We start from the raw sequence: 20,837 nt of genomic DNA on the forward strand, positions 1-20,837 counted from the left end.
GGGGGGGGGGGTGGGGGGGGGTTTTTGGGTTCCCACCCAAAACCCCCCCCCACGACCCCCTCGTGACATCGCCCATCTGGGCATCACTCGGACATTGAGTCAGCGAAAAGTGTCCTTGGTGGAACACTCGGAGGGGGGCGCGGTCGGCTCCTGTCGGCCAGTCCAGAACCACGGCCACGAAGGCCGCCTCTGCCTTAAGCCAGTGAAGGGGTCCTTCACCGCAGAGGCTCGGTCGCGCCACATTCGCCCTTCCCCTCAATAACCGCCTTTAGCACTCACGACCCCCTCGCGAACCCGCGCGAATGCCTCAAACCGGGCACCGGATTCAAGGAGGGTGTCCCTTGTGGACGGTCGCTGGAACTTCGGTTTCGGCATGGACTCGCTCGGCGCGACGGTCGCGATCCGTCCTTGCGTCTCCATCGGCGCCCGAGCGTTCGGGTAACCGGCGTAGTAGCCGGGCACGACCCCGTTCCACGGCGAGCGCGGCCGCGAGATTCTGCTCGGCCGCCGCCCACGACGTCGAGCCGCACGACGGTTCCGAGGAGATGCCACCGGTGGAGGTAGTCGTCCATGGCCCGGCGCCGGTGTTCACCAGTCCGTGCACCGGCGATGATCTCCGGCGGTTCCCGCCCACCCGGCGGGCGACCTCCTGGAGACCTCGGATGTGGGGCAGCACCTTGTCGCGGAAGTCCTCGTCGCCGGAAGCCTGAGCCGATGGAGGCAGGCCCGGCCGCAGGGCGAGCCAGAGGCCGAGAAGTCAGACGTATCCCGCGGCGAGCGGTGCCCGGAGCTCCCGCAGCCCGGGAAGAAGACTCGACAGCATGACCCTCCGCCCGCCGACGACCGGTCGCACCAAAGGCGACGTCTCCCGGTCTCTCACCGTTACAGAACCCGCGACGTGAGCCGAACGGCGCAACCCGCACCCCCACCAGCGCCAATCGGCGGGCCTTCGGGTTTAGCGCTCGCACCGCGGGGTAACGGGAATCGGCACGACGAACGAGGGGCCCGACATGACACTCACTGCCAAACGCGCGCACATCGTCGCCCGCGATCTCCTTTCGCTCACCAGATCGGGTGAAGCCGACCGGCTCGCCACCGCGCTGGTGTCCATCGCTTCCTCCACCCGGCGCGCACCGGCGTTCGGCGACGTCGTCGGACGACTGGTCGACACGTTCTCCTTGGCGGCCAAGGATCGCCGCCGGTCGCTGCGGATCGGCGAACCGTTCACCCTGCGACTGCGGGATCACGCGGGTATGGCGGTCCGGCCGGACCGGCTCGATCCCGGCGTGGCCGCGATCGTCCGCGCCATCGCCGCCAGCGTCCGCGACGACCGGGTCACCTGCGCCGACCAGATCGACGAGGCCTGCGAGAACGCCGATCTCGCCCAGCGGATCCGGGTTCTCGCGCATTGCCTGGTCTGGACGTCGGATCTCCTCAGCACCGATACCACCGCCTATCCCCCAGTACTGTCCTGCTTCAAGGTGGCGCGCGACCAGTGTCCACAGTAGACATTGCGCGGTTCGGATGACTTCCGGCACGTCGTGTGGACATCCCTCTCGGGGAGCGGCAAGCTGGACCACCGCGCACGAAGTCCCAGTCCCCGATGACGGGCGCACCTTGGCAGGCAGTTCCCCTGAACCAGGAGTGCAGACTTGGACGAGGTAGCGCCATCGACGGTCCCCGCGGACTCCCGTGCCGCCGCCACGGCGGGACGACTGCCCAACCCGGACAGCAGAGTGGTCCGGGCGGCCGTGGCCGGTGATCCGGACGCGATCCAGGAGTTGACCCGTTTCCTTTGCCCACATGTGTTCCGCTACTGCGCGAGCAGGCTCGGGAGCGCCGGAACGGGAGCTTGCGACGCACAGGACTGCGCACAGGAGGTACTGCAGGCGGTCCTGATCGCCTTGCCCCGCTACCGGTACCGCCCGGACCGGTTCCTCGCGTTCGCCCTCGGGATCGCCGGGCACAAGGTGGCCGATCTACACCGGCGCCGTTCCCGCGAACCGGTCGCCTCCGTCCCGGAGATCGGCGACGGGCTGCCGCTCTGGACCCGCCGCGACCCGGACGAGATCGAACGCCTGGAAAACCGGCTGCAGGCCGGTGTCCTGCTGGCGAGATTGCCGATGCCGCACCGGCAGGTGCTGGCGCTCCGGTTCGTGTTCGGGCTTTCGGCCGAGGAGACGGCCGAACGGCTCGGCCTGCCGAGCGCGGGAGCGGTCCGCGCGGCCCAGTTCCGCGCGCTCGCGCGGCTTCGGACACTGCTCACCGAGCGGAACGCCCATTGCGCGAATGATGTCCCGATCATCGGTCAGGCCGCCGAACCGGAGCTCGTCCCGGTATAGAACCGTCCACTTCGGACAGTTGATTTCTTGTACGCGCCTTGTACGGGGATCCGCCATCCTGTCCCCCTATTCGGGGAAACCACTGGAGGACAGAGATGAAGATCCGATCGAGGATCGCCAGAGGCGCGGTGGGCACGATCGCCCTGGCCGGGGCGATCATGCTCGGCGGCGCGGGCGAGGCACTCGCGGCGACGGGCACGGTGAACACCGACTCCGGGGTGGCGGTGACCGTGCGGTCGAGCCCGAGCACCAGCGCGAGTTCGGTCGGCACCGTCGCGAGCGGCACCGCCGTCACGATCGACTGCCAGACGAACGGCTCGACCGTGACCGGGAAGTACGGCACCACCGACATCTGGGACTACGTGCCGTCGAAGGGCGGCTACATCAGCGACGCCTACGTCTACACCGGTTCGGACGGCCGCGTCGCCCCGGACTGTGCCGGCAGCACCCTTTCCTGCTCCACCGCGGGCACCGGCAACCCGCGGACCTGCGCCGAAGCCGTCGCGTGGGCGAAGGCGCACGTGCACACGAACAACGATCCCAACTACTACCGCTGGTGCGACCGGATCAACGCGTGGGCCTACGGCTGGACCGCGAGCGGTTCGGAAACCGCCTACGTGCACTGGACCCAGATCCCGGGTTCGTACAAGCACCCCGGTGACACCCAGGTCCCCGCGGGCGGGCTTGCGTTCTTCAGCAACGGCGGCACCGGGCACACGATGATCTCCATCGGCGGCGGCAAGTTCCTGTCGAACGACATCCACGGCCCCGGCAGCTTCACCGAGACCACGATCTCGGAGATCAAGAACGCGTGGAACTACACCTATCTCGGCTGGTCGCAGCCGTGGTTCAAGATCAACCACTGAGCGCGCGAGTGGCCTCGAAACGCTGCCGGACGAAGGGGTCCTCGTCCGGCAGCGTTTCCTCCGCCCGCCAGGAGAAACTCTCGCCGGTCAGCTCGGAGAAGATCCACCGGCGCCGGACACCGTCGGTGTCGGCTTCGATCTCGAAGCCGTCCCCCGTCGGCTTCCCGAGGAACGGGATCACCCAGCCCTTGCCGGGGCCGAGCCAGGCCGACCGGAACGCGCCGATCTTCTCGTCGTAGAAGCGCAGGCTCATCCCCCACTCCCCGTCCACCCCGTCGCCCTTGCTCGCCCGGGCGGGACTGATCCACACGTCGGCCAGCGCACGGCCGTCGAGCGCCCAGCCGAAATGCCATTCACCGTCGACGGTCCGGACACTCCCGTCCTCGGCGTAGTCGTGCACCACGAGATCCCAGCCGCCGATCAGCGGCTCGAACACGTCCAGCCGTCCGGCGAGTTCGGGACGCGGTCCCTGGGCGGTGAAGACGGCGGCGATCCGTTCCGTGACGTCCATACGGGCCAGGATGACGATTTGACAGCATGCTGTCAAATATGACCGACCTCGTCCGCGACTACCGGCTGCTGATCGCCGACGTCTACGAAGTGGCGGGCCTGAGCCGCCGGATCAGCGAGCGGGAGGCCACCGGACCGGGCACCACGGTCGCCCGCTGGCACGTGCTCAGTACGGTGTCCGAGGAACCGCTCGCCGTCCCCGCCATAGCGCGGCGACTCGGACAGGTCCGCCAAGCCGTGCAACGCGTCGCGGACGACCTCACCGAGGCGGGCCAGCTTCGCGCGGAGCCGAATCCCGCCCATCGCCGCTCGCCCCCGTACGCCATCACGCCCGCGGGCACACGGTTGCTGGAGCGCCTGTGGGACGCGAGTGAATCCCGGCGTCGCGCCGTGCTCGACGACAGCGGTGTCACCCCCGATGAGCTGCGGCAAGCCCGCGACACACTCCGCAGGTTGTCAACGGCGCTCAGCTCGTGAAACCACCCTTTCGTCGCATCGTGATAAAAAGCGGCCACTCGATCGGGTTAGAGTTGACGGATGGGCACCGAAGCTCTCGCTACTCCCGCACCCCGGGAGCAGCGTGTGCTCATGCAGGCGATGCTCACCCGGCTGCCCGAATTCAGTGATCGCCTCGCCCAGCTCCTCAGCGACGAGGACGAGTTCTATCACCAGGTGGACAGCACCGCGCCGGACGAGTTGCGCAAGGTCTGCCGCGCGAATCTCGAACGGGCGCTGACCGCGCTCGTCGAGGGGCGGGGACTCCCGCTCGACGCGGCCCGCAAGACCGGGCTGGCCCAGGCCAGGCAGGGTATCCCGCTGCCGTCCGTGCTCCGCGCGTTCCGGATCGGCGGGATCTTCGTCTACGAGCGTCTGCTGGAGCTGGCCGGCCCCGGCTTCATCAACCCCGCCCGCACGGTGGAGATCAACTCCAACGTGTGGAAGACCATCGACCTCTACTCCGACGCGCTGACCACCGCGTACAGCGAGGTCGCCGCCGAACTCTCCCAGGAGAAGCTCGCCCTGCTGGACGGCCTGCTGCAGGGCCGGTTCGCCACCCAGGCCGAGCTCGAGAACGCCGCAAAGGAACTCGACCTCCCGGCGGCGGGCACCTTCGTCGCCGTCGTGACCGAATCCATCGAACCGGACGAACCGCCCGGCGTCGAAGCCCTGCTGCGAGCCCGGCGCTGGAAATCGGCCTGGCGGCCCGGCGCCGAGGTCGGCCTGGTCGTGATCGACCGCGTCGAGGACGTCCGGCGGCTGCGCGACGTACTGGGCACCCTGCCCCTGGCGGTGGGGATGAGCAGGCCGTTCAACGGATTCCTCGAGATACCGGACGCGGTACACCGCGCCCGGATCGCCCGCCGCTCACTGACCACCGGTGCCGCCGGCGTCGCCGTCTTCGGCGACTCCCCGGTCACCACGCTGGTCGCGAGCGCGCCGGAGATGTCGCGGGACGTCCTGCGCTCGGTGCTGGCCGGGCTCCTGGTGCTGCCCAAGCCGGAACGGCAGGTCCTGCTCGACACGCTGGTCGCGTGGTTCGCCGGGCACGGCTCGGCCAAGGAGGCCGCGGACCGGCTGATCGTCCATCCGAACACGGTCCGGTACCGGCTGCGCCGGGTGCAGGAACTGACCCGGCGCGATCTGTCCGACCCGGTCGACGTCGGTGAGCTCTACGTCGCGCTGGAGGCGGTCCGGCTGGCGGACGCCTAGCTCCTTCTCTCCGGCGCCATGTCGGCGTCGATGATCCTCGCGAGGTCCAGCAGCGTGTGCCCGAGACCGGGCCGCGCGGTCAGCCGCACCGCGAGGGTCCGGCCGCGCGCGGTCGTGGCGACCGGCAGGGTCACCTCGGGGTTCGCCGATCTCGTCCACTGTGGACGCCTGCCGGCCGCCGACAGGACGATGTCGGGATGCGGGGACCGCCGCCCGGGGCGCCACCGTGATCTCCTGGCGTCGAGATCACGGATCACGTTGCCGTGCAACGAAAGCAGCGCGGCGACGTCGGCGACCGCGTCGCGGAGCTCGACGTCGGTGATCGAATCCGAGTAGGCGCCGATGTCCAGCGCGCGGGGATCGTTCAGGTCCTGCGGCACAGAGTTCCTTTCCACGCACCGGAAGTCGTCCGATGGTGGTCCCGCTCACGTTGTTCCCGGGAACAAACATGTTTGGCTACCTGCGCCGAATGGCGGCGCGCGTACCGCCTTCCGGTCGCACGCGGTGCCTATGACCGCCGGTCACACCTTTGACGCTGACCGGCCCAGGAGCCAGTATCTGGCGACTGATTACCGATGGGTAATGTGGATTTTTCCGTGGTCTCACCAGGAGGACCGTTGCGTCGAGCGTTGAGCCTGATCTTCTTGGCACTAGGGGTGTTCGCCGTCGCCGGCGCGGTGTTGCTGCCGACCTACGTGAAGCCCGAGCTCGCCAAGGTGCCGCTGAACCAGGAATCGACGTCGGTCCTCGAAGGCACCGCGTCCAAGGTGCTCGCGGTGAAGACCGAAGGCGGCAAGACCGTCACGGAGATCCGTGACGACGCCAAGCTGAAGGCGACCGCCCGCGTGGTGGCGAACTTCGCGCCGCCGGAGATGCGGGAGGGCACGGACGTCGCCGTGTGGCTGATGGCCGTCTCGGTCGTCGACACCAGCGACCAGACCGTGGTCAGCGCGAGCAAACGCCAGGTCTGCTTCGACCGCCGCACCGCGGAGGGGTACGTCCCGCCGGGCGGCGACCAGGAGGCGAAGTGCTCGGCCAACAGCAGCTTCGTCACCAAACTCAAGGAGAAGCCCGAAAAAGAGGGCGAGAAGCCCGAGGAGGTCCAGGAGTACAAGCCGCAGCCCGGCCTGAACTTCAAGTTCCCCTTCGGCACCGAACAGAAGGATTACCAGGTCTACGACGACAACACCGGCCGCCCCGTCCAGGCCCGGTTCAAGGGTGTCGAGGACATCAAGGGCGTCGAGGTCTACAAGTTCGTCCAGGAAATCCCCGACACGAAGATCTCGACGAAGAAGGTGCCGGGCTCGCTCATCGGCGCCGCCGGCGGCTCCGTCGAGGCGGGCCAGTTCTACCAGGGCACCATCACGAGCTGGATCGAGCCGGTGACGGGGATCCAGGTCAAGCAGGAACAGCGGTCGCACCAGGAACTGCGGTCGGCCGCGAATCCCACGCCCACGGTGGTCTTCGACGGCAAGCTGGCCTTCACCGACGCGACGGTCGACGCGATGGTCAAGCAGGTGGACGAGAACAAGGGCAAGCTGGACTTCATCGGGAGCACCGGGCCGATCGTGCTCGGGATCGGCGGCGCGGCTTTCCTCGCGCTCGGGGTCTTCCTGCTGGTGAAGCGCCGCCCCGCCCCCTCACGTCACTGACGCTTGCGCAGCACCATCACCAGATTCCACGACGCGACTTCCCGGATCCCGGGGACGTGCGCGATCCACTGGGCCCAGGAGGGGTGGTAGCGCGGGTAGACCTCCTGAAGATCGGCGAGCGGCGCGGCCTTCCCCCACCGGATGGCCGCGCCGGCGGAAAAGGCGAAAAGGCTCTCCCCGAATTTGTTCTTCGGCTCCTTGCCGTTCTTTTCGAGATAACGCCGCCGGGCGTAGTGGCCGCCGAGGAAATGCCACGGCGCCGTCTCGTGACCGCCCCACGGCGAATACCACGGCGTGAACGAGGCGAAAATCGTGCCGCCGGGTTTGGTCACCCGGCACATCTCGGCCAGCATGACCTCGGGTTCGGAAACGTGTTCGAGGACGTTCGACGAATAGCAGACGTCCACGGACGCGGTGCGCACCGGCAGTTTCGTCCCGCTGCCGCGGACCATGTTCTCACCTGCCTCTCCGCGCGCCGTCAGCTCTCCGACGTCGGGATCTATGCCGAGGTACGTGGCTCCGGCGGCGCGAAACGCATCAGAGAAATAGCCGGGCCCGCCACCGACGTCGACGATGGTCCGTCCGTTCAACGGAGTGTGCCGCGCCAATTGACGGACCGAGTCGTCGGCGAGCACCGAGTAGAAACCGTCCGGATCCGTCTGTTCGGTGAGAAAGGCCCGGAACAACGTCACCGATCTGCGCAAAGTGGCGCGATGAGGCATCGTTGCTGGGGTCACCGACCGATTACCGACCATCGAACCATCGCTTTCCGAGAATGATTCCTCTACCGTGTACGCACCGGTAACCTAGCATTGTCGCTAACAGGTTGGGAGAACCACGATGGAAAGGCCACGTGTGCTGCTCGTCAACTGGCGCGACACCGGACATCCGGAGGGCGGCGGCTCCGAGCGGTACGTCGAGCGGATGGCCGAGGGACTCGCCAAAGCCGGATACCGGGTCGAGATCCAGTGCGCCGCGTACCCGGGCGCGAACGCCGGGGAATGGCGCGACGGTGTCCGCTACCGCCGCCGTGGCAACAAGTTCGGTGTCTATCTCCATGCGCTCCGGGCGATCCGTAAAGCGCACGCCGACCTCGTCGTCGACGTCCAGAACGGGATGCCGTTCTTCGCCAGGCTCGTCGCCGGCTGCCCGGTTCTCGTGCTGGTGCACCACGTCCACAAGGAACAGTGGATCAGCGCGCTCGGCGAGACGCTGGGCCGTATCGGCTGGTGGATCGAGTCGCGGCTGGCGCCGTGGCTGTTCCGGCACTGCCGCTACGTCACGGTTTCCGAGATCACCAAGGGCGAACTGACCGGACTCGGTATCGAAGGCTCGCGGATCACCGTGGTACCCAACGGGTTGGACACTCCCCCGCGCGGCAAGGCCGTCCGCGAGACCGAGCCGACGCTGGTCGCGGTCAGCAGGCTGGTGCCGCACAAGCGGATCGAGCACGCGATCGACGTCGTCGCGGAACTGAGCCGGCGCTGGCCGACGCTGAAGCTGGAGATCGTGGGCCAGGGACCGTGGGAAGAGGTCTTGCGCAAACACGCCCGCGACCGGGGCGTCGAAGACCGCGTGCGGCTGCACGGCTGGGTGGACGAGGACGAGAAGCACGAGATCCTGGAACGGTCCTGGCTGCACCTCTGCCCGTCGGTCAAGGAAGGCTGGGGAATCGTCATCATGGAGGCCGCCGCGCACGGCGTGCCCTCGGTGGCCTACCGGGCGGCGGGCGGGGTGGCCGAATCCATCGTGGAGGGCAAAACCGGGCTGCTGGCCGACGACTTCGCCGATTTCACCGCGCAGGTCGACGGTCTGCTCGCCGACCGGGTGCGGCGGACCGAAATGGGCAAGGCCGGCATCACCTGGGCGAGCCTGTTCGACTGGGAACACAGCGTGAACCGTTTCGAATCACTCGTGCGCGACTTGGCCGGGGTGGCCATCCCCCATCCCAGGGTCCTTACGCCTGTTGGCGGAGCTGAGGTTTTGTCCGGAACGTGACCCTAGCCGTGAACCCGCTGTGTCGAATCACCGGCGGGTTCACCTACAGACACTGACGCCGCAAGGCTTCCACGATCCCGTCGGCCAGGTCGGCCGTGGCGGCGTCGTCGAAGTCCTTGCGGCGTGCGCGCACGGTGACGGTACTCGTCTCGCCGACGGTCACCGCACCGAACGCCACGCCTGAGCGGCCGCTGGCGGCGGGATAGAACGCGATCGACGTGACCGCGTCCGCCGCCGAAACGACGCCGAGATTGGAAACCAGGTAGGTCGAACCGAGCCTGCTCGCCAGCAGCCGGGTGCCCAGCCGGGCGATCCTGCTGCTGCGGGCGGGAAAATCGGGTTCCGGCGGCTGCGCGGCCAGCAGCGCGCCCACTTCGGCGACCGTGGGTTTCCCGCCGAGTCGCAACCGGAAGAACGCGCTGTCGTGCAGGGGTTCGGGCGCGGCTCCACTTCGCCAGGACGCGCCGACCGCGGCCACCACCCTGATGGCTTCCTCGCCGTGGCGGGCGTTCCACGTCTCGGTCAGCTTGGCGGCGGCCGCCGCGAAGGCCGAAGACCCGAGCCGCGAGCGAGGGAGAATCCTCGCGCTGAACACGTCTCCTGGGCGGCTTTCGGCCCGTTCCGGGGTGATTCTCGCCGGAGGCGCGAAAAGTGCTTCCGCGAGGCGCTGGAAGGCGGAAACGAGAAAGGATCGATCGGCCGTGCGTGCGCCGATTCCCTTGGCGGCGGACGAGATCGGGATGTCCAGGGTCAGCCCGAGAACGGCGAGCAGGCCGAGACCGTCGAGGGCGCCGTGATGCGCGGCGATCAGCACGACGGGCTCGTCGACACCGACCGCGACCCGGATCAAGGGCGCACCGCGTTCGTACGAGGTCTCGGCGAATCGATCGCGGATCGCCGGAAGTTCTTCGCCGGAAACGGCCACGACTTCGGGAGCGGCTCCGAGCCACGGCCGTTCCTCGACCGCGACCGCCAGCCGCATCCGCGCCTTTTCCGGCGTCAGCACCGAAGACAGTCTCGCTTCCAGGAGGATGCTCCAGGAAACGGTGGGGTCGCCGTAGAGCCCGACGACCCGGCCGGCGTGGTCGGAAGCGAGCTCGGACACCGGCTCAGCGGTTGCCGTAAATGACGTGCTCGGGGCTCGAGTTTGGGTTGAACTGCTCCTTGATCTTCGCCTGCACCTGGGGTGCGGCGTCCGGATCTGCGGTGTTCGTCAGCGCGTAACTCCCGCCCGCGGCCGTCGCGAGCCCGATGATGACGGCGGCTGCCGCGCCGATGAGGGTGCCCAAGACCTACTCCTTCCGAGACAGGGAATTCCTGCGTCGGCTCAATGTACGCACCGGTAACTTAAGGCACAACAGTGCGGCCGCGATCGATAACAGCGCTACTCCGTTTGCCAGCACCACGGGGATCGGCGATCGCGTCCCGGTCACGGCGGGCTCACCGGGAGTGCGGTAAAGCGTGAGCCAGTCACCGGACCACACCGGTTCCGCGCCGGTCAGCAACCGCGGGTCTACCCGGCCCGGCGTCCCGTGTTCGACCAGGATCCAGCCGATTCCCGCCGATGACAGGTCTTCCGCCGACCGCGCGGCACGGACACGGTCCATTCTGGAATCCTCGCCGGAGATCTCCTCGCCGCCGACGCGCAACGTGTCGTCGACGAGCACGGTCTCGGGCAGTGCCCGCGGCGCCGGATCCAGCTGTGTCCGGTGGTCATTCCAGGCGAAACTCCGGAACGTGGACAGCGGCAGCGTGACGACGTCGCCGGGCCGGCCGTCTTCCGCCAGCACCCGGTGCACTTCGCTCCAGTCCGCCGGGTAGCGCACCGCTTCGAGCCTTCCCCAGCCGCCCCAGGCGAGATCGGGCATGGTGAGCAAGGGAAAGAGCGCGGCGGCCACGACGAGAGCCCCACGCGCCGCCCCGGTCCGCAGGCGCGCGGCGGCGGCTTCGACCGCCAGCGCGAACCCGAGCGCGACCGGAAGCGCCCACCAGGCCACCCATTTCTGCGCGTCCCGCAGCAGTCCCGCGCCGGGGACGTGCCCCATCGCCCAGGAGAGCACGGGCTCGCCGAACGGCAGTGTCGCCAGCGCGGCGAGCACGACACCGAGAACTCCCAGCAGCAGCAGCGCTCTCGCCGGCGGTGTCCCCCACTTTCGCGCGAGGGGGCGGAGCCCGGCCAGCGCCACGGCGACCGTGACGAGGATCAGCACCGGGGCCATCGGCGCGCCCCGGCTGCCGGGGACGACGTCACCGTTCCAGATCCCGCCGAGCCCCAGCACGCTCAGGATCGCAGGGCCCCAGCTTTCCGCGCGGGCACTGAAGGTGGCCACTCCGGCGGGATCGGACAGCGTGCCGCCGTCGTGCAGGAGAGTCGGGACGAGCCACGGCAGATTGAGCACGAAGGCGAGACCGAGGGTATGGCCGAGTTTTCGCGGTCCGGCCAGCGCGATCGCGGTGAGCGCGGCCAGCACGCCGCCGGGTGGCGTGAGCACCGCGGGGGCACAGGCGAGCACCAGTCCCGCGAGCGCCCTCGGTTCGTTCCGGCGTAGCGAGAGCGCGGCGCGCACGATCCACGGGAGACAGGCGTACGTGAGCAGCAGCGGCCAATGCCCGATGAACAACCGCTCCGCGAAATAGGCCGTCCACGCGTACCCGGTGGCCGCGACGATCCGCGTACCGAGTTGCTCCGTCGGGACCAGCCGCCCTGCGCCGTATGCCGCAAGGAACAGCGAGAGCAGCAGAATGATTTTCTGGACGACGTCGCCGGGGACGACCGCGGTCGCGAGCGCGATCACGGCGTCCGCGGGAACCGATCGCGGCAGGGCGGAACCGAGTCCGAGCGCGTCCGGGATCAGCGACTGACGCTGGGCGAACACCATGTCGTAACTCAGCACGAAGCCGCGTCCGAGCACGGGCAGGAACACCAGCGACGCCAGCCCGGCCGACACCGCGGCCAAGACGAGACGTTCGCGCCGTGCGTCCAACTGCTCTTCCCTTTCCGCCTCGATCGCGGTTATGGTCGCCCGATTACTCGCCGGTAATGGGAGCACCGTTGAGCGTAGACGTCGAGGTCGAAGAGACCAGGACCGACAAGCGTGTCGCGGCGATCCTCGTTTCGCTCGCGCTGGCGGCCAACAACGCCGGCGCCTACGCGCTGAGCATCATCGCCGCCCGGCTGCTCGCGCCGAGCGCTTTCGGCGAGCTGAGCTCGCTGCTGGCGGTGCTGGTGATCGGCGTCGTCCCCGCGATGGGTCTGCAAACCGTCGTCGCGCTGCGGGTCGCCCGCAAACCGCAGGACAGTGGGACACTCCTCGCGCTCGGCCTCACGACGAGTGCCATCGTCGCGACCATCGGCCTGCTCCTGGCGCCGGTACTGGTCTTCGTGCTGCACCTGGATTCCGTGGTGCCCGCGCTGCTGCTCGCCGTCACACTCGGCCCGCTGACGCTGCTCGGCCTCTTCCACGGCCTTTTGCAGGGCAGCGGCCGCTTCGCCCTCCTGGCCGGACTCATGGCGCTCGAAGGCGCGGGCAAGGTCGGCGGATCGCTGATCGGCCTGCTGATCGGCGGCGACGCCACCGGCGCGCTGGCCGGTACCGCGATCGGCTCGTACCTGGTGATCTTCTGCGGCTGGGTCCTCTGTGGACGGCAGCGACCGCGGAAGGCGGGCTGGCACGCGGGCGAAGTCCTGCACGCGGCGCAGGCGATGCTGGCGCTGGTCCTGCTGGTGAACCTCGACCTGGTGCTGGCGCGCCACACCCTCCCCGCGACCGAAGCCGGCGAATACGCACTCGGCGCGATCGTCACGAAGATCGCCTACTGGCTCCCCCAAGCCGTCGGCGTCCTGGTACTCCCCCGCTTCGCGAACGGCGACGACCGCCGCCGCATCCTGCCCGCCGCCCTGGCCGTCTGCGCCGCCCTCGACGCCGTCGTGCTCCTCGTCTCGGTGGTCGCCGGCCCACGCCTGCTCTCCTTCATCGGCGGCTCCGGCTACGCCGCCAGCACCATGCCGGTCTGGCCGTTCGCCCTCGCCGGCTCGATGCTCGCACTGGTGCAGATCCTGCTCTTTTCGCGCCTCGCCGCCGGTGACCGGCGGGTGACCGTGCTGATGTGGACGACCGTCGTGGTGGAAACGGTGCTGGTGACCGCTTGGCTGCACTCGTCGGCTGTTCAGGTGGTGACCGTCGCTGCCTGCTGCGCCGGGGGTCTGGCTCTGTCCGGTGCCGTCCTGGAGTTGCGGTCGCGTCGCGCCTGACCGGCACTGTGTGGATTTTGGGACGTCAGATGTCCCAAAATCCACACAGTCACGCATCAAAGGTCCGGTCACGAAGCCGGGCGCCGGGTTATGTCGGTGATCGACTCCATGCTGGTCCCGTGCGAAGGGGAGACTGGGCTCGCCACCCACTGATCACCAGCGGTTCGCGGGTGATCACGGCGAAGGAACTCGAAGCCGTGGGCATGCCGCGCCGGACGGTCTCGCGACGCTGCGAGCCCGGCGGGACGTGGCGGATGCTGCTGCCCGGCGTCGTGCTGCTCCAGAACGGCGAGCCCACCGACGAACAGCAGATCCACGCCGCCCTGCTGCATTCCGGCAGCGGCTCGATCCTGACCGGTGTACGGGCCCTGGAGCGATATGGCCTGCGCAATCTCCCGGACACCGAGGAGGTCCACGTTCTCGTCCCGGCGGAACGCTCGGTCACGAACAGCGGCTTCGTCCACGTCGAACGGTCACGACGTCTCCCGAATCCCAGGCCACGGTCCGGCGTCCCGACAGCTCCAGTACCCCGAGCCGTGATCGACGCGGCGCGGAGGACACCGGATCAGGACACCGTCACGGCGATGATGGCCGAGTCCGTCCAGCGCGGCTTTTGCCTTCCGCGGGCGCTCGCGGACGAACTCGACGAAGGCAGGCGGCCAGGCGCAGAGCCGTTGAGAAGCATGCTCCCGCCGATCCTGGGCGGTGCCCGGTCGGTCGCGGAAGCCGATGCCTGGCGTCTCTGGCAACGATCGGACCTTCCCGAATGCCGCTGGAACGTCAAGATCTTCGACGCGAACGGCACCTATATCGCCCAGCCGGACGGCTGGTGCGACGAATTGGGCTTCGCCTGGGAAATCGATTCCCTCGGGTACCACGCGGGAGATGCCGGCTTTCGGGACACGCTTGCCCGCAACGCCCGCTATGCCGCGGCCGGGATCGTCGTACTCCAGACGCTGCCCTCACGGCTGCGTTCGGAGCCCGGCAGGGTCGCGGCCGAACTTCGGGCGGCACTGGACAGTGCCCGCCTACGACCTCGGCCCGACGTCCGTCTCAAGTGAACGTCCACCGAACCAAGGCACACAAGTCGCCACCATCGCCGCCGCCGCCAGCAGCAGCGAAGCCTGGGTCACCGGACCGTAGGCCCACTCCTGACCGTGCCCCAGCAGCCGCCCCACCACCGCGACGATCGTTCCCACGACCATGCCGCCGACAGCGAGGTACCGTGGCGCGCGTTCGCTGAACTGGCGGGCGAGCAGGACGGCGATCAGCAGCACGATCGGCAGCATCCCGCCCAGTACGGCCAGCAGTCCGATGAGGACCACCGGGACCACCCGCCCGGAGCCCGCCTCCACCGGAAGACGTCGACGGCGGGCGGGCCAGAGCGCACCGATCAGCACCAGCAGGATCGCGACCGCGCCGATCAGCAGACCCGACCGGTACTTCCAGTCCGGGGCGAACTCCAGCTGCACCACGCCACCGGAGCCGGCGGGCAGGATCCACGCCTGCTGCCAGCCGTCGACGCGGGTCTTCACCAGCGGAGTCCCGTTCAGCGAGGCGGTCCAGCCCGCGTTCGCGTTCTCCGGGACGGCCAAAATGGACTCGTCACCACCCGCGACGGTGACCGACCGGGACGTCGCGTCCCAGGAGTCCACGGTGACTGCACGATGCGTAGCGGGCGAAACGGCACGGCCGGCGGGTTTGAGCCACAGGTCCTGGACCACAAAGGACTCGGACCGGTCGGTCCGCAGTTCGTGCCCGCCCGCCGCCAGGTCGACGCCGCCCGCCGAATCGGGGCACGCGGACAGCGTCAGCGGCCGGTGCGCGACGAAGTCGGCGAGGGTGCCGCGTACGGACGTGTCGTAGTCGAAGCCGTCCAGGCGGACGTTCGGCCCCGATCCACAGGGCAGGGTGAATTCCGCTGCCGGGGCGGGAAGTTCAACACCGGTCAGGGACAGGCTCCCGATACCCAGCGAGTTCCGCGTCCGCTGGTCGTCGTCGAGGCCGGCGAACGTGATCTTCAGCTGCGAGGTTTCCAAAGGGGCGAAGGTCGCGGCACCGGAGGAGTCGAGTTCGACCGAACGGCTCGACGTCGGTGTGGTCAGTTCCAACCGCGCGGGCGCGCCGGTGTCGGCGGCGACGCGGATTCCCGAGATCGTCTGGGGTTTCGCCCAGTCCAGGGTCAACGTCGGCCGCAGGTCGGTGACGTCGGGCAGCCACGTGGTCTCGGGATTCCCGTCCACCGCGGCGAATCCGCTCGCCGAGGGATCCCCGCCCAGTTGCGAAGTCGCCGATACCTGCACGCCGGGCAAGGTCACCGGGAACCGGCCACCGCCGGCGGGCAGCACGGTGCCGCCGAACTCGTAGGCGCTCGGCGACGTCGTCGAGAACAGCCGCCGGATCCCGTCCGGTTCTTCACCGTCGCGGCCCGCGTTGGCATCGCAGCGGACATGCCCTCCGTCGGGCACGCACGCGTAACGCGGTTGCGCGCCCCTGGTGAACGCGAAGCCCGGCGCAGGGCCAGGCCCGAGGTCGGCGGGGACTTCGAGCGCGCGTTGCGGGTCGACGCCGGGGATCTTCAGTTCCGAGATCCCGACGTTGCCGTCCTGCCTGCCGACCACGAGCGACAGCAACGTGATCCGCACCTTGCGCGTCACCCCCGCGGGCGCCGGGTAGGTATGCGCCCCCGCGCCCCGGACGACCTGGTGATCGACGGAACCGTTGTCCGTGGTGATCCGGATCCGGGTCGGCGGCCAGCCGACGCGGATGTCGTCGACCATCGCGAGATCGACCGAGTTCACCAGCCGCGGGGTGTCGAGTTCGACTTCGAGCCACTCGCCGATCGGGCCGGTGAAACTCGACGAATGCCAAGCGGTGCGTGGATCCCCGTCCAGCGCGGCGAACGGCTGATGGCTCGGGTCCGAACCGCCGAACGCGTCCGCGAACGAAGCCGCCGTCGACGCGTCGACCGAACGGATCCCCCGGTACGCGGCCACGGTCTGGTGCTGCTCGCCGGGGAACGGCAGCACGTCCAGGGCGGCTCGTCGCTGCCGCGCGGATTCCCCGGCGGTCAGGGTCTGGCTCAGGTTGTCCCGCACGCCGCCGACGTTGCGTTCGGCGCGACGCAGCCCGTCGGTGACCAGCCGCGGCCCGGTCGGCGAACCACCGTCCCCGGTCAGCACCGTCGGCGTGCCGGGGTCGAGCTGCCCGGAGTTCATCAGCGGCAGCAGGTTCTCCGGACCGCCGCTCACCGTCGGGACGTCCTTCGCGGACGTCGCGGTGACGAGCGGCACCGGCCGTTTCACCTCGAAGATCTCCAGCGGCCCGAACTGGGCCGACTTCTCGATCCCCGGTGACCCGGCCAGCCCGGCGCGCAACGTCGTGAAATCGGGCGCGCCGACCTTGGCGCGGTCGATGTCGCCGCGCAGCACCAGGAACCGGTAGCCCGATCGCGCGAGCAGCGCCGCGAGCCCGGGATCCCCTCTGCCGTCGGCCAACGCCGCGTCGATGGAGTCCATCAGGCGGGTGTTGCCTTCCGAGCCCAACGGGACCTGATTCCGCACCGCCCACGGACTGTCCGCGATGGCCTGCGCAGGTTCGTCCACCGTGCGGCCCCAGTCGTACTCGCCGAACCCGGTCGCGGGCAGCAGCAGGGTACGTGCCGTCGCGTCGGTCTTGGCGACGTAGCCCATGGCGTCGTACCAATATCCCGGCACTTCGTCCCAGCCCGGTCCTGGCCGCAACGTCAGCAACCACACCGGTGCGGCCATCGCCACGACCAGCAAGGCGCCCAGCGCGGGCCGCAGATTCCGGCGCAGCGCGGGCGCGGCGCTCGTGATGCCGTGGACGAACGCCAGCATCAACGGCAGTCGCAGCACCGGTTCGAACTTGTGCACGTTCCGCAACGGCGCGAGCGGGCCGTCGAGCAGATGCCGCACCGGTTCCGCCAGCGGGCTGTCGAGCGTCCCGACATAGCCGACGGTCAGCAGCGTCAGCCCGGTCAGGACGCCGAGCACCAGGAAACGCCGTTCGGGCAGGCCACGCCGCGCGAGGCCGAGCAGCCCCACCGCGGCCACCAGCCCGGTGGCCGCCATCAGCACGGGATTGTCGATCAGCGCCCAGCCCGACGGCCACCACGGCGTGCCCTGCACGACGTAGGCGACCCACTGGTTCGTGCCGCGCAGCACCTCGAACAACGACATCGGCGCCGTGGTGTTGGTCGCGGATTCGATGTAGTCGAGGAACGGCAGGCTGTATTGGCCGAGCAGCACCAGCGGCAGGAACCACCACAGCACCACGCCGACGACGAAGACGAACCACCAGATGACCAGCGCGACGTGTGTGCTCCGCCATTTCCGGGTCAGCAACCACAACCCCGGGAGCACGAGCGCCATCACGACCATCGCGCCGTTGATCCCGCCCATGCACAGCACGGCGAGCGCGGACAACCCGGCGGCACGGCGCGGCGAGCCGATGCGGTCGGCGAGGATCAGCGGCAGCAGCACCCACGGCAGCAGGACGGCCGGCAGCATTTCCGAGGACAGCGAACCGATTTCGGTGACCATCCTCGGCGCGAGGGCGTAACCGACTGCTCCGATCAGCCGAGTCCGTTCGTTCCCTATTTTCAGCGCGCGGGCCACCAGCAGGGCGCCCCCGAAGGCGACCGAGAGCAGGATCGCGCACCACAACCGCTGCGCGATCCACACCGGGATCCCGACCGCCTGGCACAGCGCGAAGAACGGTCCCATCGGGAACAGGTAGCCGTATGCCTGGTTCTGCAACTCCCCCGCCGTCGCCTGGGGATTCCACAGGTGCAGCGCCCTGCCGAGGAAGGCGAGCGGATCCACGGCGAGATCGAGTTTCGTGTCGAAGGTCGTCCTGCCGGGACGCTGCACAAAGGACAGCACGGTCAGCGCCAGCACGATCCACGTGCTCGGCCGTTTCACGAGCGCCCCGGGGGTTACCATCCGGTAGATACTAGGCGGAAACGTGGCTACTATGCGCCTACCCATTCGTCCCCGCGACCTGAGCAGGTGCGTCATCACGCAGAAGCAAAGACCCCTGACGGACGGTTTCGAAGAAGCGTGGTCGCTCGCCGAGCCGGTCAAAGGCTGGATGACCCGCGATCAGGGCCTGGCCTTATGGAACGCGGCCCGCCGCCTGTCCGAAGGCGAACTGATCGTCGAAATCGGCAGCCACCAGGGCCGTTCGACGATCGTGCTCGCCAGTGCCGCCCGCACGGTCGGCGCGCGGGTGGTCGCCGTCGACCCGTTCGTCGACGGCCGCCTGTTCGGCGGATCGCCGACACGCCAACGGTTCGAGGCGAACCTGAGAAAGGCGGGTGTCGAGGACGTCGTGGAGCTCGTGGCGGAGTACAGCACGAAACTCCGCCCGACCTGGGACCGTCCGATCCAGCTGCTCTACATCGACGGCAAACACGACTACTGGACCTACACCGACGACCTGCGCTGGTCGGCCAACCTGGCCGATGGCCGGGAAATCCTGGTCCACGACTGTTTTTCGTCGATCGGCGTCACCCTCGGCACCATCGCGAAAGTCCTCTTCGGACGGCGCTACACCTATCTCGACCGCGCGACGTCGCTGGCCCGGTTCCGGCTCTCCCCACCGTCGCTCAAGGACAGACTGCGCGTGCTCGCCCAGATGCCGTGGTTCCTGCGCAACGTCGGGATCAAGGTCCTGCTGCGGCTCCGGCTGGCGCCCGTTGCCAGGGTCTTCGGCCACGACAGCCCGTACGACCCCTACTGAGTGAGCGGCTTGCCGACGTCGACCTTCGCGAGACAGACGGGAGCACCCTTGGCGGACAACTGAAAGCCGATCTTGTCGAACAGGCCCTCGATCGGCAGATACATCGTGTGCAGGCCGGGTTGGAACCACACCGGCACGCGGATTCCGTCGCGGTCCACGAACCCTTCGCCGCCGTCCGAGGTGAAATAGTCGATCCGCAGCAGGTGGCGACCGAGAACCGGCGTGTCCAACGGAACGCGGACCAAGTGTTCCCCGACGGTGTACCCGCAGCCCGCCACCGGGCCGGGCACGCCGCGGGAAACCGGTTCCACACCGGTGATCGTCCGCGCGGTGCCCGCATCGTCCAAAAGGGACATCCGGCTCGTCGGCTGGTCGAACAGGAAGCCCGGGATCAGCCCCACCACCCGTGACGTGCGGGCGTTTTCGCCGAACCAGCCGTGCAGGACGTCGTTCGGCACAGCCGTGTCGAACAGCACGAGATCGGGGTCCCGTTCGATCGAGGCCCGCGCGTTGGCGAGGAACTCACGGGAGTGGTCGAACCGCAGTCCGGGCGCCAGCCGGGAGAACCCCACGGCGGAACTCGCGAGCAGGGCGAGGCACAGCGCCAGGGCGATCGGGCGTTTCGCCGCGGACGGCACGATATCCGAAGGCCGGTCGAGCGGTCTCGGTTCCAGGAAGGCGAAAGCGAGACACAGCACGACGACGAGCGCCAGATCGGCGACGTAGCGGGGATCGCTGCCCAGTTCCGGGCCGACCTCGGTGAGCCGGGTGGCCGCCGAAAGCCCGATGTCCGCCACGAACACCAGCCCCAGCAGCAGCCACGCCTTCTTGGCCCGGAGCCCGCCCACGCGGATCCCGGCGACCAGCACCACGACGGCCAGGAGGAGCAGTGGAATCCGCACCGCCACGGGTGAAGCGGCGAACGTCGCCCCGGGCCCCGGGCCCGACCAAGGCCCGCCCACGAGTCCGGGGATCAGGGTGTCACCGAGCATCCGGCCCGTCATGTCCGCGACCGTGCCGACGGTGACCGCACCGCCGCCTTGCCCGACCTGGCTCGTGGTCAAGGCCAGGAAAACGACGGCGTAGCCCGCCAGGACGGCGGCGAGGACACCCATCAGCACGAGGTGACGGCGCAGGGAAATGCCGAGCAACACGGTGATCCCGGCGATCAGCACCGGGATGAACACGGCCTTCTCGTAGAAGGCCAGCCCGAACACGGTCCAGGCAATGGTGGCGATCGCCCAGCGCCCGCCGTCGGCGAGATACCGCATGTGCGCGTGGAGGGCGGCGGTGGCGGCCAGCAGTACGGGCGCGATCTGGATGGCGTACGCCCACCACAACGTCGGGACGAGCAGCAAGGTCGACGTCGTGAACATCGTGAACGGGACGAGAATCCCCCACCGGCGCCCGAAGCAGCGCACGAGTATCGCCCACAACAGCACCGAGGACGCCGCCTGCATCACCAGGACCGGCGCCATCAGCGCGGCGAAGTTCAGGGGCGCCCACGCGGTCAGCACGTCGGCGAGCAGGAATCCGCCCGGCGCGAGATGGCCGTGGTAATCCTGGAAGAAGTAGCCGAAGTCGAACGGGCCCGACTTCGCGGCGTGGTAGGTGATGACGAAATCGTCTTGTGCGAGGCTGCCGTGCAGGGCGGCCCACGCGTGCAGCACGAACGGAATCACACCGGCGGCGAACGCGGCCAAGGTGACCGGCGAAGGTCTTTTCCCCCGGAGAGCCACGG

At 69.0% G+C, this 20,837-nt stretch carries 18 protein-coding genes; 10 read left to right on the forward strand and 8 right to left on the reverse strand.

Annotation, left to right across the window (positions count from 1 at the left end; translation table 11 throughout):
* Nucleotides 1-1,010: 1,010 nt before the first annotated feature.
* The 3 genes from AC0685_RS07500 to AC0685_RS07510 all read left to right on the forward strand — a co-directional run bounded on the left by AC0685_RS07500 (nt 1,011) and on the right by AC0685_RS07510 (nt 3,208).
* Nucleotides 1,011-1,508 (forward strand): hypothetical protein, encoded by a 498-nt coding sequence (locus AC0685_RS07500; RefSeq protein WP_478224816.1) that lies wholly within the window; start codon nt 1,011-1,013, stop codon nt 1,506-1,508.
* A 144-nt stretch (nt 1,509-1,652) separates the two neighbouring features.
* Nucleotides 1,653-2,342 (forward strand): sigma-70 family RNA polymerase sigma factor, encoded by a 690-nt coding sequence (locus AC0685_RS07505; RefSeq protein ID WP_478224817.1) that lies wholly within the window; start codon nt 1,653-1,655, stop codon nt 2,340-2,342.
* 95 nt (nt 2,343-2,437) lie between these two features.
* On the forward strand, nt 2,438-3,208 hold the full coding sequence (locus AC0685_RS07510) for a hypothetical protein (protein ID WP_478224818.1): 771 nt from the start codon (nt 2,438-2,440) through the stop codon (nt 3,206-3,208).
* On the opposite strand, the gene AC0685_RS07515 is transcribed toward AC0685_RS07510, so the two are convergent.
* Nucleotides 3,198-3,719, reverse strand: a complete 522-nt coding sequence (locus AC0685_RS07515; RefSeq protein ID WP_478224819.1) for a hypothetical protein — start codon at nt 3,717-3,719, stop codon at nt 3,198-3,200. The genes AC0685_RS07510 and AC0685_RS07515 overlap by 11 nt on opposite strands.
* Before the next feature lie 38 nt (nt 3,720-3,757).
* Between AC0685_RS07515 and AC0685_RS07520 the strand changes: the two genes are divergently transcribed.
* Both AC0685_RS07520 and AC0685_RS07525 read left to right on the forward strand, forming a co-directional pair.
* Entirely contained in the window at nt 3,758-4,195 is a 438-nt protein-coding gene (locus AC0685_RS07520) for a MarR family winged helix-turn-helix transcriptional regulator (RefSeq protein WP_478224820.1), read from the forward strand.
* 60 nt (nt 4,196-4,255) lie between these two features.
* Nucleotides 4,256-5,428, forward strand: a complete 1,173-nt coding sequence (locus AC0685_RS07525; protein ID WP_478224821.1) for a PucR family transcriptional regulator — start codon at nt 4,256-4,258, stop codon at nt 5,426-5,428.
* Here AC0685_RS07525 and AC0685_RS07530 read toward each other — a convergent pair.
* Nucleotides 5,425-5,808: a hypothetical protein gene (locus tag AC0685_RS07530; RefSeq protein WP_478224822.1), complete on the reverse strand. Its 384-nt coding sequence runs from the start codon at nt 5,806-5,808 to the stop codon at nt 5,425-5,427. The genes AC0685_RS07525 and AC0685_RS07530 overlap by 4 nt on opposite strands.
* Nucleotides 5,809-6,045: 237 nt before the next feature.
* On the opposite strand from AC0685_RS07530, the gene pgfA reads away from it, so the two are divergent.
* Entirely contained in the window at nt 6,046-7,080 is a 1,035-nt protein-coding gene (gene pgfA, locus AC0685_RS07535; RefSeq protein ID WP_478224823.1) for a cell envelope lipid trafficking protein PgfA, read from the forward strand.
* Here pgfA and AC0685_RS07540 read toward each other — a convergent pair.
* The gene (locus AC0685_RS07540; protein WP_478224824.1) at nt 7,074-7,772 is read right to left on the reverse strand and encodes a class I SAM-dependent methyltransferase; all 699 of its coding nucleotides are present in this window, start codon (nt 7,770-7,772) and stop codon (nt 7,074-7,076) included. The genes pgfA and AC0685_RS07540 overlap by 7 nt on opposite strands.
* A gap of 148 nt (nt 7,773-7,920) precedes the next feature.
* Here AC0685_RS07540 and AC0685_RS07545 point away from each other — a divergent pair, with 148 nt between their 5' ends.
* A complete protein-coding gene (locus AC0685_RS07545; protein ID WP_478224825.1) occupies nt 7,921-9,078 on the forward strand; it encodes a glycosyltransferase family 4 protein in 1,158 nt (385 codons plus the stop codon).
* Between the two features lie 43 nt (nt 9,079-9,121).
* Here AC0685_RS07545 and AC0685_RS07550 read toward each other — a convergent pair whose 3' ends face one another.
* The 3 genes from AC0685_RS07550 to AC0685_RS07560 are packed head-to-tail and all read right to left on the reverse strand — an operon-like array spanning nt 9,122 to nt 12,062.
* Nucleotides 9,122-10,183, reverse strand: coding sequence for a hypothetical protein (locus AC0685_RS07550; protein ID WP_478224826.1), 1,062 nt, complete (start codon nt 10,181-10,183; stop codon nt 9,122-9,124).
* A gap of 4 nt (nt 10,184-10,187) precedes the next feature.
* Nucleotides 10,188-10,367, reverse strand: a complete 180-nt coding sequence (locus AC0685_RS07555; protein ID WP_016335312.1) for a hypothetical protein — start codon at nt 10,365-10,367, stop codon at nt 10,188-10,190.
* A gap of 3 nt (nt 10,368-10,370) precedes the next feature.
* The gene (locus AC0685_RS07560; protein WP_478224827.1) at nt 10,371-12,062 is read right to left on the reverse strand and encodes an MmpA family trehalose lipid delivery protein; all 1,692 of its coding nucleotides are present in this window, start codon (nt 12,060-12,062) and stop codon (nt 10,371-10,373) included.
* 68 nt (nt 12,063-12,130) lie between these two features.
* Here AC0685_RS07560 and AC0685_RS07565 point away from each other — a divergent pair, with 68 nt between their 5' ends.
* Nucleotides 12,131-13,330 carry a lipopolysaccharide biosynthesis protein gene (locus tag AC0685_RS07565; protein WP_478224828.1) on the forward strand — a complete coding sequence of 400 codons (1,200 nt, stop codon included), beginning with the start codon at nt 12,131-12,133 and terminating at the stop codon, nt 13,328-13,330.
* 119 nt (nt 13,331-13,449) lie between these two features.
* Nucleotides 13,450-14,391, forward strand: a complete 942-nt coding sequence (locus AC0685_RS07570; RefSeq protein ID WP_478224829.1) for a hypothetical protein — start codon at nt 13,450-13,452, stop codon at nt 14,389-14,391.
* Here AC0685_RS07570 and AC0685_RS07575 read toward each other — a convergent pair.
* On the reverse strand, nt 14,359-18,297 hold the full coding sequence (locus tag AC0685_RS07575) for an alpha-(1->3)-arabinofuranosyltransferase domain-containing protein (RefSeq protein WP_478224830.1): 3,939 nt from the start codon (nt 18,295-18,297) through the stop codon (nt 14,359-14,361). The genes AC0685_RS07570 and AC0685_RS07575 overlap by 33 nt on opposite strands.
* 31 nt (nt 18,298-18,328) lie before the next feature.
* On the opposite strand from AC0685_RS07575, the gene AC0685_RS07580 reads away from it, so the two are divergent.
* Complete coding sequence (locus AC0685_RS07580; protein WP_478224831.1) at nt 18,329-19,096, forward strand: class I SAM-dependent methyltransferase; 768 nt, start codon at nt 18,329-18,331, stop codon at nt 19,094-19,096.
* On the opposite strand, the gene AC0685_RS07585 is transcribed toward AC0685_RS07580, so the two are convergent.
* Nucleotides 19,090-20,835, reverse strand: a complete 1,746-nt coding sequence (locus tag AC0685_RS07585) for a hypothetical protein (RefSeq protein WP_478224832.1) — start codon at nt 20,833-20,835, stop codon at nt 19,090-19,092. The genes AC0685_RS07580 and AC0685_RS07585 overlap by 7 nt on opposite strands.
* Nucleotides 20,836-20,837 lie beyond the last annotated feature (2 nt).

This window comes from Amycolatopsis sp. NPDC043889 (assembly GCF_056435645.1).

Coding starts and splice junctions, on each gene's coding strand:
- AC0685_RS07500 (WP_478224816.1), top strand. CDS start 1,011: ATGACACTCACTGCCAAACGCGCGCACATCGTCGCCCGCGATCTCCTT.
- AC0685_RS07510 (WP_478224818.1), top strand. CDS start 2,438: ATGAAGATCCGATCGAGGATCGCCAGAGGCGCGGTGGGCACGATCGCC.
- AC0685_RS07515 (WP_478224819.1), bottom strand. CDS start 3,719: ATGGACGTCACGGAACGGATCGCCGCCGTCTTCACCGCCCAGGGACCG.
- AC0685_RS07520 (WP_478224820.1), top strand. CDS start 3,758: ATGACCGACCTCGTCCGCGACTACCGGCTGCTGATCGCCGACGTCTAC.
- AC0685_RS07525 (WP_478224821.1), top strand. CDS start 4,256: ATGGGCACCGAAGCTCTCGCTACTCCCGCACCCCGGGAGCAGCGTGTG.
- AC0685_RS07545 (WP_478224825.1), top strand. CDS start 7,921: ATGGAAAGGCCACGTGTGCTGCTCGTCAACTGGCGCGACACCGGACAT.
- AC0685_RS07575 (WP_478224830.1), bottom strand. CDS start 18,297: ATGGTAACCCCCGGGGCGCTCGTGAAACGGCCGAGCACGTGGATCGTG.
- AC0685_RS07580 (WP_478224831.1), top strand. CDS start 18,329: ATGCGCCTACCCATTCGTCCCCGCGACCTGAGCAGGTGCGTCATCACG.